The 13,484-nt window shown below is 63.9% G+C and carries 9 protein-coding genes; 6 read left to right on the top strand and 3 right to left on the bottom strand.

Going from position 1 to position 13,484, the window contains the following annotated elements:
- The first annotated feature begins 6 nt into the window (after positions 1–6).
- The 4 genes from IB243_RS13005 (at position 7) to IB243_RS12990 (ending at position 9,240) form a co-directional block, all read left to right on the top strand.
- Positions 7–2,406: a TonB-dependent receptor gene (locus IB243_RS13005; protein WP_192427555.1), complete on the top strand. Its 2,400-nt coding sequence runs from the start codon at positions 7–9 to the stop codon at positions 2,404–2,406.
- Positions 2,407–2,761: 355 nt separating this feature from the next.
- On the top strand, positions 2,762–4,756 hold the full coding sequence (locus IB243_RS27435) for an ankyrin repeat domain-containing protein (RefSeq protein WP_192427553.1): 1,995 nt from the start codon (positions 2,762–2,764) through the stop codon (positions 4,754–4,756).
- Between the two features lie 297 nt (positions 4,757–5,053).
- Entirely contained in the window at positions 5,054–8,017 is a 2,964-nt protein-coding gene (locus IB243_RS12995; protein ID WP_225584945.1) for an MASE4 domain-containing protein, read from the top strand.
- Positions 8,014–9,240: an EAL domain-containing protein gene (locus IB243_RS12990; protein ID WP_192427549.1), complete on the top strand. Its 1,227-nt coding sequence runs from the start codon at positions 8,014–8,016 to the stop codon at positions 9,238–9,240. Before IB243_RS12995 ends, IB243_RS12990 begins: the two co-directional genes overlap by 4 nt.
- 131 nt (positions 9,241–9,371) lie before the next feature.
- On the opposite strand, the gene IB243_RS12985 is transcribed toward IB243_RS12990, so the two are convergent.
- From IB243_RS12985 to IB243_RS12975, 3 genes are all read right to left on the bottom strand, one after another.
- Positions 9,372–10,202, bottom strand: coding sequence for an urease accessory protein UreD (locus IB243_RS12985; protein WP_192427547.1), 831 nt, complete (start codon positions 10,200–10,202; stop codon positions 9,372–9,374).
- Between the two features lie 96 nt (positions 10,203–10,298).
- Positions 10,299–10,835, bottom strand: a complete 537-nt coding sequence (locus tag IB243_RS12980) for a nucleoside deaminase (protein ID WP_192427545.1) — start codon at positions 10,833–10,835, stop codon at positions 10,299–10,301.
- A gap of 226 nt (positions 10,836–11,061) precedes the next feature.
- The gene (locus tag IB243_RS12975; RefSeq protein WP_192427543.1) at positions 11,062–12,111 is read right to left on the bottom strand and encodes a patatin-like phospholipase family protein; all 1,050 of its coding nucleotides are present in this window, start codon (positions 12,109–12,111) and stop codon (positions 11,062–11,064) included.
- 303 nt (positions 12,112–12,414) lie between these two features.
- Between IB243_RS12975 and IB243_RS12970 the strand changes: the two genes are divergently transcribed.
- Both IB243_RS12970 and IB243_RS12965 read left to right on the top strand, forming a co-directional pair.
- Entirely contained in the window at positions 12,415–12,771 is a 357-nt protein-coding gene (locus tag IB243_RS12970) for a hypothetical protein (protein WP_192427541.1), read from the top strand.
- Positions 12,768–13,397 carry a hypothetical protein gene (locus tag IB243_RS12965; RefSeq protein WP_192427539.1) on the top strand — a complete coding sequence of 210 codons (630 nt, stop codon included), beginning with the start codon at positions 12,768–12,770 and terminating at the stop codon, positions 13,395–13,397. Before IB243_RS12970 ends, IB243_RS12965 begins: the two co-directional genes overlap by 4 nt.
- The last annotated feature ends 87 nt before the right edge of the window (positions 13,398–13,484 follow it).

Here is a 13,484-nt window from a genome sequence, read left to right as displayed (position 1 = left end):
TATTCCATGCTGCACCCGCGCTTTCACCCCGCGCCCTTGGCCTTGGCTGTTGCCTTGGCGATCGTCTCTTTGGGGACTTCTGTCGGCCATGCTCAATCGGCGGCGGCATCGCCCATGGGTACGGCGTTCAATATCGAGTTGGCGGCACAGCCCCTCGGCACCGCACTCAATGAACTGGCACGCCAGGCCAAGCTGCAGCTGATGGTGCGTCCCGATCTGGTGGCAGGGAAGTCAGCGCCAGCGCTCTCCGGTAAGCTCACCGCGCGGCAAGCACTGGACCGGATGCTGGCAGGTAGCGGGTTGACCGCTGAAATCGACGGTAGTGCAGTCGTCGTCAAACCGGTGCCTGGAGAAATGCGCGGCTCGACGCTGCCGTCCGTTACGGTCACTGCCAGTGCGGATGCGCCAGGCGATCTTCCAAAGCTGTATGCAGGCCAACAGGTCGCGCGTGGAGGGCGCCTCGGCCTGCTGGGGAACACGGACTTCATGGACGCGCCCTTCAGCATGACCGCTTACACCTCCGAGCTGGTGGAGAATCAGCAGGCCCGCAGCATCGTGGATGTTCTGGCCAACGATCCGTCGGCCCAGGCAGCCGCGCCGCGCGCTTTCGACAACTTCTACATTCGCGGCTTCTCCATCCACCGCGAGGAGATCGGTTTTGACGGGCTGTATGGAATTTCAAGCGCCGAAGGCAATTTGCTCGAAGGTATCGAGCGCGTGGAAGTACTCAAGGGCCCCAGCACACTTCTGAATGGCAGCGCGCCCCGAGGAACGCCCGGCGGCGCGATCAACCTGGTGCCCAAGCGTGCGAGCGACACGCCGTTGACGCGCGTTACGACAAGCTATGTTGGCGATGGCAACCTGGGCAGTCACCTGGATCTTGGACGGCGCTTCGGCCCAGACAATGAGGTCGGCATCCGGGTCAATGCGGCCTACCGGGATGGCGATACCGCCGCCGACCATGAGTCGGAGCGCGTGCGCAATCTGGCGGTGGGGCTTGATTTTCGTGGGGAGCGCACGCGCTTGAGCGCCGACTTTGGCAACAGTGCACAACGTGTCGATGGAGCCAGGAGCAACTTCTTCGTGACCTCGCCGGTTTTGCCCGCAGCCCCCTCGGGCAGCACCAATGTCTGGCCTGCCTGGACCTACCAGGATAAGAAACACCACTTTGGCGTGCTGCGCGGCGAGTTCGACGTGTCTGACAACGTCACTGCCAGTGTGGCCTACGGCAGCTCCACCTCGCAGCGGAAAGTGATTGAGGCCTATTCCATCCTGACCGATGCAAAAGGCAGCCTCAATGCCACCACCTATGGTTTGGATTCACAGACCCAACGCAAAAGTGCGGATGCCAGCCTGCGCTGGCGTTTCGCTACAGGGCCGGTAAAGCACCAGCTTGTGGTGGCGGGAACCCACGTCAATTCCGACATCAAGGAAAGCCAGCCGACGATCCATCACAGCTTCGACTCGAATTTGTACAACCCCGTTGCAGCGCCCTCACCAGGTTCGGACCTGCTCAATCAGCCCCGTGTGCAGGCTTCAGAAACGCTGATGGACAGCCTGGCGCTGACCGACACGCTGTCCCTGCTGAATGACCGCTTGCGGTTTACCCTGGGGCTGCGCCGACAAAAAATCCGTGCGGAAGCCTTCCACTACGCAACAGGCGTTTTCGAGTCGCGTTATGAACGCAGCAAGACCACGCCCGCCGCTGCCGTGGTGTTCAAGCAGACCGACCAGCTCGCACTTTATGCCAACTACGTCGAGGCGCTCTCCCAGGGGGGTACGGCGCCGATCAATGCGGTCAATGCCAACGAGGTCTTTCCCCCGTTTGTCTCCAAGCAAGGGGAAGTGGGGGTGAAGGTGGATGGGGGAAAGGTCGCGACGACTTTGAGCGCCTTCCAGATCCGCCGGCCCAGCGGCCTCCTTGATGCCCACAACCGATATGCCATCGATGGCGAGCAGCGCAACCGGGGTTTCGAGGTGCAGACCTTCGGCGAAGTGCTGCCCCACCTGCGGTTGCTCGGCGGCGTGACCTGGACCCAGGCCAGGCTCAACAAGACTCAGGGCGGTGCCAACGATGGCAAGCAGGCCGCAGGAGCGCCGGAATGGGTGGTCAAACTTGGCAGCGAATGGGACATTCCAGGTGTCCCGGGCCTTACGGCAACCGGCCGCGTCATCCATTCTTCGTCTCAGCCGCTGACGGTAAACAACACCATCCGATTGCCCGGGTGGACGCGCTTTGACCTTGGAGCGCGTTATGCGACAAAGATCGGAGAGCGCCAGGTGGTCTTGCGCGGCAGCGTTGAAAACGTGGCGAACCGGCGCTACTGGGATTCTGTCCCCGCCTTCCAGGTGGTCACCTACGCGGCACCGCGCACTTTCCTTTTGTCCGTGTCCGTGGACTTCTGATGGGTCTTCTATGCTCGCAGTACGGGGGAATCACTGGCAAGCGGGCAAAGCCCTATTTGCCGCAACCCCCGCGTAAACGCAGGCAAGGAGCCCACGACGTCAGTTCCCCTGGAGAGTGACACCGGTGGCGTATCGTACGCATCGGCTTTGGTGTGGCTGCTCCCACTGCCTTTGCCTCGACAGGGGCTCTCCAGCAACGCAGTGGCTGCATGCAGAACGCCCGCCCGGGTCTTGCCATTCACCACGTTTTTCCCCCGCATCACCCTGTGACCTCAGAGCGGCGGCCTTTCCGCCGCCACGTTATCGAATGCAACAGTCCACTATTCTCCAGATCCTGTTTTTTTGTTGGTTCTCTGTGTTTTCCCAAGCGGCAGCAGCCCTTGACTGCGCCGAGACTTTGCTGGGTGACTATGCCCTCGAAGAAAACGGCACCGCCGTGCTGCGTGTGGAGAGATCCAACGGCCGTATCCACACACGGCACAAGGACGACAACGGCCAATGGAGCACGAGGTTTTTTGAAGGCCCGGTATTGCCGCCGGATCAAGTGCGCAGGGTCATGGACGTGGACCCTGAGGACCGTTCAGCGCCGCTGTGCGGTCTGGGGATGGACGGTGGTGTGTTGCTCCAGCTTCCGGTCGGCCATGAATACGCCGTCAGCAGCGCCACCGAGAAATCAACTGTCTCTAGAAAGGTCCTGAGCGGCTATCTGTACTACGAGGCCAGCGGGTTTGCCATGGGGGCCACCGACTTGTTCCCGGTGGCCCGCGTGGGTGTGTCGCCCCCGGTGCCCCCTGCGCCCGCAGCAGCGGTCAGCGGCCGTGAGGTTCCGGTTTCGGCCACTTGCCCGGGGCAAATTGCGCCCGACATGGGCCAGGCGGCCTTCGACGCCCTGCCATCCGGGCAGAAGAACTGGTTTCACCGGCTGGACACCAAAGCCCAAACGAGATTTGTCTGCGGGCAATACCTGAACGATCTGATGAGCCTGAGCACGCACCTGAGCGCTGCACTGGATGCACCGAGAGGCGACACCCTCACGAAGATTTCCGCCTTGCTGCGCGCCGGGCAAGTCCCCCGCAATGCCGATGGAAAGGCCTCCTGGAGCTCGGCGTCGCAAAGCTTGCTGGCCAGCAACCAGGGCACGCGGGGCGAAAAAATTCCTTTCCAGGACGAGTTCAATGGGCTGTTTGCCAAAGACATCCTGCCCCGGCTCGATGATGGGGAAGGCAGCGAACATGACCTCCACCAGCGGATCTACCTCTTGAAGGAAGTGATTCTGATTCCTCCGGACCTGGGGGTTGCGGCGCTGAGGACATTGAACCGGAGAGGCCTTCTGCGCCGCTCACCGCCCCGTTCGTCGCAGAGCGTCGCACTTCAGCTCTTGCAGTTCAGTACCCCGCGCATTCCCGCGGAAACCTTCGACTACTTGCTGGCTGAGGCTGGGCCCAGTGCTGCCAACGACGATGGCGTGATGACGACCTTGATTGATACCAATGGCATCGAAGGTGTACGGCGCATGCTCCATGCCGGGGCCAGCCCGGCCCAACGCGGCTGGTTGGCCAGGGCCCGCATGAACCCCGCTGCCGCATCCGGCATCTACCCCTTGCTCCTGGATGCCGCCGTGGCCGCTGCAAAGGCAAACCCGGCCCAGGCCCGTCTTCTTGCCGACCAAACGACGCTGGTGCTCGGCAAACTGCTGGCCCAGTGCTCCAGCGATCCCGCGCGCTGGAAAGAGATTGACTCTCTGGTGGCGCAAGGCGCCAGGGTGCAGGGGGTATTTGACAACCAGGAGTTTTCCGAAACCAACCTCGGTGTTTTTGCACGGAGGTGCCCTGAAGGGTTCAAGGGCTTGCTCCAGCGGGGTTTGCCCCTGAACGTCAACTACCCCTACCCCAAGTACGCAGGGCAACGGCAGGACACGCCATTGCTGATGTACCTGACCGTGGGGATGGAGGACCACCCCCCGCAAGCGCAGATGGTGGTGGAGATGCTCAGCCGGCACAACAACGCCAACGTGCGCCCTGATTGCCCGGGCTGCAATCCCCTGAACCCCCTGGAGATGGCGATCTTCTTCGGCGATGTCGCAACGGTGAAAGCGCTTCTCGATTTTGGGGCGGACCCTAACGATCCGAATTCCGATGGCCGGCCGCCGTTTATCCGGGCCGTCATAGAGAACAGCGTCGAGAAGCTGGAGGTGATGAACGCCAAGACCCCACTCGACGTCCACCGGCTGGACAAGAAAAACATCTCCCTGCTGGCCTGGGCGAATTGTGCGGGGGCCAAGGATGTGGCTGCCTGGCTCAGCGGCCGGGGCGTGGTCAGCCGCGGCGAGGCGCTGTGCCAAAAGCGCTAGCGAGTCCGTCTCGGACGGAAGGACCCTAGAAGGTTTCAGGGCAATGGCTGCTGCCACGGGTGCTGCGCCGACCGTGCGTGATTTCTGAGTCTGCAGGTGCTTTCGGCTTCATTGACGGGGTAACGCATGACCATTGCCGCTGCATCGATTTCCCTTGCCCCCATCCGGTAGTTGCACTAAGCTGATTTCGTACGATGGGATGAACCCACACGGCGCCTGCCAATGCCCACTCAGAGGCACCTGCGGCGTCGGAAACGATGGCAGAGGGAGGGGGCTGCGTTGGAAACCACGCATTCTTTGGGTAATTCTTCCGGCAACAACCGCTCGGAATTCTTGTCCACGCTGGCGGCTGACACACGCCACCGGCGCATGGCGTGCATAGCGCTGTGTGCGTCCTTCCTGATCTTTGTGGCGGCTGCGCCTTTCGCGCGCGTGGCCTTGCCGCAAGTCAGCGCATTCATTCCGATTTACCAGACTGCGCTGGTTACCAATGATCTGATCACGGCCGTTCTGCTGCTCGGGCAATACAGCTTCCTGCGATCCCGTGCACTGCTGGTGCTGGGGACTGGCTACCTCTTCTGTGCATGCATGGCGGTGGCACATGCACTGAGCTTTCCCGGGCTTTTTGCCCCCACCGGCGTATTGGGCGCGGGGCCGCAAACCACCGCCTGGCTGTACTTTCTATGGCATGGCGGCTTTCCACTGTTTGTCGTCGCCTATGTCTGGTTGAAGGAGCCTGCGGCCCACGATGCGACCCGCCAGGCGCGGGCAGCAGGGTCAGCGCACCGCGCCATTGTTTTGGCCATTGTGGGCGCCATGGCGCTGGCGACCGCGCTGGTGCTGCTGACCACGGTCGGCCACGATGCCCTGCCGCTGCTGATGCGCGGTAACCAGGACGATTCGGGCAAGCTTCTGGTGGCTTTCTGCACGTGGGCCTTGTCGCTGGCGGCGCTGCTGTACCTGTGGCGCAAGGCCCGCAGTGTGTTGGACCTGTGGCTGATGGTGACGCTGGTGGCATGGTTACTGGACATTGCCCTCGCGTCGGTATTGAACGGCGCGCGTTTCGACCTGGGCTTCTATGGCGGGCGCGTCTATGGGCTGCTGGCATCGTCTTTTGTGCTGGTTGTCTTGCTGCTGGAAAACAGCCGTCTGTACGGCGATCTGGCCAACGCCAATGTGCGTGAACGCCAGCGCAGTGCAGAACTGGAACAGGCGCGCAACGAAGCAAATGCGGCTGCCCAGGCCAAGTCCAACTTTCTGGCGGCCATGAGCCACGAAATCCGAACGCCCATGAACGGCGTCATTGGCATGATCGACGTGCTTGCGCGCTCCAGCCTGAAGAGCCCGCAGGTTGCCATGGTGGACCTGATCCGGGAGTCCGCGTTTTCGCTCTTGAGCATCATTGAAGACATTCTTGATTTCTCCAAGATCGAGGCGGGCCATCTTGATGTGGAGAGCGAGCCCATGGCCGTGGGGGAGGTGGTCGAAAAAGTCTGTGCCATGCTCAACCGCCTGGCCGAAAAGCAGGGCGTGGAGCTGACGCTTTTTACCGATCCCGAGATTCCCCCCACCGTGCTGGGCGACGCCTTGCGCCTGCGCCAGATACTGATCAATCTGGTCAACAACGCCATCAAGTTTTCCGCGGGTGGACGCACTGCCGGGCGGGTGGAGGTGCGCGCGGTGCTGGTGCAGCAACAGCCCCAGAGCGTCACGCTCGAATTCCAGGTCATCGACAACGGTATCGGCATGGGGGAAGCCACGCTGGCCACGCTGTTCACGGCCTTTACCCAGGCCGACGTATCCACGACCCGGCGCTTTGGCGGCACGGGGTTGGGCCTGGTCATTTCCGGCAATCTGGCGCAGCGCATGGGGGGCAGCATCTCCGTGGCCAGTGCGCCGGGTGCTGGCTCCACTTTCACCCTGCGCCTGCCTTTTACCTGTGTTTCTCCGGCGGGCGGCGAAGCGCAACCTGCACCATCGTTGGTGGCAGGCCTGTCCTGCCTCATCATTGGCAATGGCAAGACCCGCACCGGCGACTTGGCGACGTATCTGGCCAATGCCGGGGCGCAAACCCAGCAGGTGGTGAATCTGGACGCGGCCGGTCAACTGGCGCCTAGCCTAGCGCCCGGCCCCTGGGTCTGGGTGGTCAATACCGAAGCCGACAAGCCCCCCTCGCTGGACAGCCTGCGCGCCATCGCGCGCGCCAACCCGGGTCTGGCGCCCCATTTTGTGGTCATAGGCCACGGGCCCCACCGCTATCCGCAACAGTTCGACGCAGACAGCGTCTCGGTGGACGGCAACGTGCTGACCCGCAGCGCGCTGCTGCGTGCGGTGGCCGTCGCGGCGGGCCGTGTTCCGTACCAGGACGAACAGAACGCTCTGGCGCCTGCGCGCTACGCGGCCGTGCCGATAGCGCTGTCGCGCGAAGAAGCGCGGCGCCAGCGTCGCCTGATCCTGGTGGTGGAGGACAACGACATCAACCAGAAGGTCATCATGCAACAGCTGTCGTTGCTGGGGCTGACCGCAGACCTGACGGGCGATGGGCTGCAGGCGCTGATCCGCTGGCGCAGCGGTGACTATGCCCTGATCGTGACCGATCTTCACATGCCCGGCATGGATGGCTACCAGCTCGCCTCCGTCATACGCGCCGAGGAGCAAGAGCGTGCCAATGCCCTCGTCCGTGCCGGGAAAGCGGTGGAACCCCCGGTGCGCATCCTCGCATTGACCGCCAATGCACTCAAGACCGAAGCCCAGCGTTGCAAGGATGCGGGCATGGACGACTACATGAGCAAGCCCGCTCCACTGTCGGAGCTGCAGGACTTGCTGGAGCGCTGGTTGCCCAAGCCTGCGTCCGCTGTGCACGGCGTGGAGGTGGTGACCAGCGATATGCAATCCCCGCCCACAGGGCCGGTGGACATCCAGATCCTGCGCAGCCTGGTGGGAGACGACCCACAGCTCATCCGCGAGTTCCTTCAGACCTTTCGCAGCAGTGCTGCGCGCATTGCGCAGGAGGTAAGCCAAGCCTACTGCGCTGGCAGCGCGGCCAAGACCGTGGCCGCAGTGCACAAGCTCAAGTCAGCCGCACGCTCGGTGGGGGCCATGGCGCTGGGCGACCTGTGTGCGGACATGGAGCAGGTTGGCGCGGCCGGTCAAATCGACGCGCTGGCGCTGGCGTTTGAGCACTTCAAGCTGGAGATGGCCGCCGTTGATCGGCACCTGGCCGAGCTTTTGTCCAATGACAGGCAGGACGGTGCACCATGAGCGCCAAGTCGGATATCCACATCCTGGTGCTCGATGACGAGCCCTTCATGCTCAAGCTGCTGGCTCGGTTGCTGATGAATCTGGGTTTCACCCGTGTCGCGACTTGCGACAACGGTCAAACCGCACTGGAGCGGGTGGACGATGCCGCGCTTGCACCCCAAATCATCCTGTGCGACCTGAATATGCCCGGCATGGATGGCATCGAGTTCGTGCGCAAGTTGGTGGAACACGGGTATGCGGGCAGCCTGATTCTGGTCAGCGGTGAGGACGAGCGCACCCTGCAGTCGGCCCGTACGCTGGTGCAGGCCCATCACATTGAAGTGCTGGGCAGCCTGCAAAAACCGGTGTCGCCGCAGGCGTTGCACCAACTGGTCGAGAGATGGGTGCCGTCGGCAGGGGTGACCCAACCCCTGCAAAGCAAGGGCTATGCCGTCGAGCGCCTGGCCCAGGGCATCGAGGCGGGAGAACTGGTCAACTACTACCAGCCCAAAGTCTCGGTCTCCACCGGCGCTGTGGTGGGCGTGGAGACCCTGGTGCGGTGGCGCCATCCGCAGGACGGATTGGTGTTTCCAGACCAGTTCATCGGCATGGCCGAAGCCCACGGCTTGATCGACGCGCTCACCCAGGTGGTATTGGCGCAGGCGCTGCGAGACAGCGCCTCATGGGCGCTTCAAGGCTTGAAGATCAAGGTGGCCGTCAATGTGTCCATGGACAACCTGCATGCACTGGAATTCCCCGAGCAGATCACGTCTGCAGCCGCCGCTGCCGGGGTCGCACCACAGTCCATTGTTCTGGAGGTGACGGAAAGCCAGTTGATGAAGGACTTGCGGGCGCCCCTGGAGATCCTGACGCGCCTGCGCTTGCGTCGGTTCAAGCTTTCGATAGACGATTTCGGGACGGGCCATTCATCGCTGGTGCAGTTGCGCGATGTGCCGTTTGACCAACTCAAGATTGACCGGAGTTTTGTCCATGGGGCCCACCACAACGAAACCTTGCGGGCCATTTTTTATGCCAGCCTGGGCCTTGCCAAGGAACTGGGCATGGAGGTGGTGGCGGAAGGTGTGGAAGACGCCGCCGACTGGGAATTCTTGAAAGATACGGGATGCGACCTGGCCCAGGGCTACTTCATTGCACGGCCTATGTCGGCAGACCAGGTTCTGGAGTGGGTCGCGGGTTGGCAGCAGCGCTGGGCTGCGGGGTATCCTGGTACTCCGTTTGCGTGATGACGGGGCTTGGCGATGCGTCCGGGATGAGGAGGCGCTTGGAGGCCCTCTGAAGGGTATGGAGACGGCACTTCCGTCTTCCTGCAGGTCTGTGTCGAAAGGATGGGCTGCAAAGCGCCTGAGCTCTTGCGCTACATCGCCCAAATCCGTGGCGCCTCGCCAGCCAGTTCCCACAGCGCCTGCCGCCATGCCGTTCTCACGGCTTTGAGCAACTGCATCGCTGGCTCCACCTGCGGCGCCAGCACGCGGACCACGACCATCTGCGCATTGGGGCTGGTGGCCCCTGCGGTCGCCTTGAGTGCATAGGTGTCCATCACGGCGCGGGCGGTGTCCAGCGCGGTGTCGCGCCGCGCCCGGTCCAGCGGTGCGCCCGCCGCAAAAAACAGGCTGGCCACACAGCGCTGCCCGGCCAGTCCCAGCGGGCTGTGCATCAGCCGGTGGTCGGCAGCGTGGATGGCGCCGCGCTCCAGCCACAGGCCGGGCACTTCGAGGTGCTGCACGAACCGGCCAGTTTCAAAGGGCTGGTCGGCGTGGGGCAGGCCCAGGGCCGTCACGTCCCAGCCCATGCATTCGGCGCCTGGCGCAAGGTTCAGCGTGAGGTGGTTCTCGGCATTGCAGGCGTTGTAGCAAAGCGCCTCCAGTGGCAACCATTCCAGCCGCGCACCTTCGGCGAGCGTGAGGTGGCTGCGCTGCAGCGCCAGCGGGCCGGTGGATCGGTAAAAGCGTGTGGCACCAGGGGTGGTGACCAGGCCATGGGCGCCCGGGCCCACGGTGGCGGTGATGTCCAGCGTGTCGCCACCCACCAGGCCACCGGGTGGGTGCACCAGCACGTTGTGGCACACCGCATCGCCCTCCGGGTACAGGCTTTGCAGAATGCGCAGTGGCCCGTTGTGCTCGTAGCGCGCGACGGTGCGGGCGTTTTCTACCGAGTAGTTCAGCTGCAGGCGCGCGTGCCAAGGCATGGTTTGGGTGGTTTGCTATTAAATAAGTAGCTAATTATGCCCTGCAGATAAGCGGTAGCGGCCAAAATCACTTGAAAATTGGCAACGCCTGCCCGCTCAGGACGACCAGAACCCCACGTGCGGTGCGCTGGCTTCGGCCACCAGGGCGGGGCCGATGCATTCGATGAAGCGGGGCGATGCCGCCAGCACGTCGCGCCCCGAAAGGGCCGCTGCAGCCGTATCGTCCCGTTGGGCGCGCGTGCCCTGCATGGCTCGCAGGCGCGCCGCGTCGATACCAAACACCACACGGCCGATGCCCGACCAGAAGATGGCGCCCGCACACATCACACAGGGCTCGGCCGACGTGTAGAGCGTGGCCTGGGCCAGCGTGTCGCGGTCCACACGCGAGCTGATCTGGCGCACGGCATTGGTCTCGGCGTGGCCGGTGCAGTCCCCCGTCTCGACGGTGTTGCAATACGCCTCGGACAGCAGCTCGCCCTGCGCGCTGATCACCACCGCACCAAACGGCGGGTTGCCGCGCGCGCGGGCCCGGCACGACCATGCGATCGCCTGGCGCAGGTAGATGCCGTCGTTGGCGGCAATGGCCGAGGGGGCATCGGGCTGAGGGGGCGCGGCTGGCATGAGGGCAGGCATGGAGTGTCTCCGGGCTGTGGGGTGTTGTGCCCAGCCGCATGCATGGGGCATGCCAAGAACATTGTGTGACATGCATGCATGCTTTTATGGGGCGCCGCCTGAACTTCAGGCTTGCGGGCTGAGCCCGCAGCAGTCGCAGCAGCCGTTTCCGCCAAGCGGTGGAAGTCGAAAGCCTGGCGCTGCGCCGTGCGCTTCACGTCACTTCGCTTCGCCAAGCCGTCCTGGCCTATCTGGTGGCTGGCGCAGGGCACCCCTCGCCCATTCCCGCCATGCCAGCCAACCGCTGCAGGCGTGAGCGGTTGTCCAAACACGCCTTGTGCTCCGCCTCTTGCGCCTTCTGCTGGGTCAGTTGTGCGGCGCGGGCGCGTTCGGCCTGCAGTTGCGCAATGCGTTCGCGGATCTGCGGCATCACGGCCAGGGCCGCCTTTTCGCCTTCCACGATGGCGCTGGCGCGCTGGCTGAAATCGGCCGGGCCGATGTCCAGCACTTTGGGGCGGATGACCACGTCGGCGCGCGCCAGTTCTGCCTCGCCCAGCTTCTGACCCATGATGGCAATCGACTGGTTCAGCGCGCCCAGCATGTTGCCCGGCGTCTGGCCCCGGGCCTTGTTGGAGATGTCCACGGCAATCACGATGTCGGCACCCAGCTGGCGCGCGGCGTCCACAGGTACGGGGCTCACGATGCCGCCGTCGACAAAGTGGTACTTGCCAATGGAGACGGGCTGGAACACGCCGGGCACGCTGCTCGATGCACGCACCGCCTGCCCCGTGTTGCCGCGTGCGAACACGGTGCGCTCGCCGTCTTCCAGCCGGGTGGCCACCACCACGAAGGGCTTTGCCATCTGCTCCAGCGGCTTGCGGCGCACCTGCTCGTTCACATAGTCTTCCAGCTTCTGGCCCAGCACCAGGCCGCCGGACGAGAGCTGCAGGTCGCGGATCTTGGCTTCGTCCAGCGCCACGGCCTTTTCCTGCATCTCGAAGGCATTCATGCCGCTAGCGTACAGCGCGCCAACCACGCTGCCTGCGCTGGTGCCGGAGACGACGGCGGGCGCGAAGCCATTGGCTTCCAGCATCTTGATCACACCGATGTGTGCAAAACCCTTGGCTGCGCCGCCGCCCAAGGCGATGCCCACCTTGATGGGGCCGCCTGCGGGTGCCACAGCGGTCGTGGTGGCCGGTGCGGTCGCCGCGGGCTGGGTGGGGTGCGTGCCACCGCACGCCGCAAGGCCTGCGCAACCCAGAAGCGCCCAAGGCCGCAAGAAGATGTCCAACCGCATGTGCAGGATCCTGTTGTCAACGGAGGCGGCGAGTGTAGCGGCAGGGGGAGGCCCGGGTACTGGTAGTGTCAAATGCTCCTGAAAGTGGAGCAATAAATCATTTGCAGATAATCGGTAGGCGGTACTTAGGCCGCAGAACGGTAGAGCCGGTGCGCCAGTGCTTCATTCACCCCTGCGCCATTCCGTTTCAGCGCGCCTACACCGTGCTTATCGGCATGCTTGAACAAATTGTCACAAGCCACGGTATCGCCGTTACCTACACTGCCACGTCCTTTTTCGGGCTGCCTTCCATCACCATCCAACATGGCCAAACCTGTCGTCGCTGTCATCCACGGCACCATCATCGCCGGCGGCCAGCTGAGCCAAGCCACCATCCTGGCTGTCAACCAGGCGGCCACCAAGGCGTGGGCGCAATGGCGCCGGTTCGTGGCGTATGCCGGCTGGGTCGAGGCGGTGGCTCGCTGGCCGGGCGCGCCAGCAATCCGGGCAACGTGCGCGACTCGCCGCTCAAGATCGACAACGTCGCCAAACGATCTCGGGGAGTGGGAGAAAGCGGGCGTCTGCCGGGACAAGGACGTCAACCCGCAGATCGACGTGCTGGTGCCTGTGGTGGCGGCCAGCGAGGGCGTCATTGCGGGTATCGAGGTGCCTCGGTCATGAAGCGCCTGGGGCTTGTGGCTTTGCTCGTTGCGGCCCACACACTGGTGCACGCTGGAGATCAGGCCGCTGTGGGTTGCCAGAGCGTCAAGCTGGTGCTTGACAAGCGGGTCACCCCCCGTGAACTGGCCCGTTTTTGGGCCAGCGGCGAGCAGGCCACCGGCGCGCCGGCTGTGTTGCAGCTGCAAGGTTGCAACGGCGAATTGCTGGACAGCATGACGCTGGAGGCGCCTCTGGCCAAGCTGGACTCCGCTCTTTTGCGTGGCGTGCGCAGCCCCACTGTTCTGGTGACGGTGGATCTGACGGCACCTGTGGGCAGCTACAGTGGACCGCAGACCAAGCTGGTCCAGGTCGAAGGAAACCGACTGACCTACGCGCAGGCCCGCGCTGCGGATGGCCACCTGCAGCCCATCGTACTGGCCCAGACGGGCAAAGCGGCGTGGAAGAAAGTGCGGGTGGGAGCGGTAGACCAGCTTCTGGCGGTCCGCAGCGAGCCCCGGGACGGGAAGTTCACGACCAGCTATCGCAGCTATGTCCACGGAAAGCGGGGCTGGACCGTGCGTGTACGGTCACGGCCCGGACTGTGGGAGTCGGATGGCGAATTCCCTTCGCGGCGGTCCTTCCCCTGAGCAGCCGGTCGCAGGCCGGTCAACGGCCGTGTGCTGTCACGGCGGCTGGGTGTGCGGGTACCGCGCGCCCTGGGTGTCCGCCGAGGG

Origin of the sequence: Acidovorax sp. ACV01, from assembly GCF_014851495.1 — a bacterium.
Taxonomy (GTDB): domain Bacteria; phylum Pseudomonadota; class Gammaproteobacteria; order Burkholderiales; family Burkholderiaceae_C; genus Acidovorax; species Acidovorax radicis.
Note: the sequence above shows the minus strand (reverse complement) of the source record. Positions and strands in the feature narration are given on the sequence as shown.

Coding starts and splice junctions, on each gene's coding strand:
- IB243_RS13005 (WP_192427555.1), top strand. CDS start 7: ATGCTGCACCCGCGCTTTCACCCCGCGCCCTTGGCCTTGGCTGTTGCC.
- IB243_RS12990 (WP_192427549.1), top strand. CDS start 8,014: ATGAGCGCCAAGTCGGATATCCACATCCTGGTGCTCGATGACGAGCCC.
- IB243_RS12985 (WP_192427547.1), bottom strand. CDS start 10,202: ATGCCTTGGCACGCGCGCCTGCAGCTGAACTACTCGGTAGAAAACGCC.
- IB243_RS12980 (WP_192427545.1), bottom strand. CDS start 10,835: ATGCCTGCCCTCATGCCAGCCGCGCCCCCTCAGCCCGATGCCCCCTCG.
- IB243_RS12975 (WP_192427543.1), bottom strand. CDS start 12,111: ATGCGGTTGGACATCTTCTTGCGGCCTTGGGCGCTTCTGGGTTGCGCA.
- IB243_RS12970 (WP_192427541.1), top strand. CDS start 12,415: ATGGCCAAACCTGTCGTCGCTGTCATCCACGGCACCATCATCGCCGGC.
- IB243_RS12965 (WP_192427539.1), top strand. CDS start 12,768: ATGAAGCGCCTGGGGCTTGTGGCTTTGCTCGTTGCGGCCCACACACTG.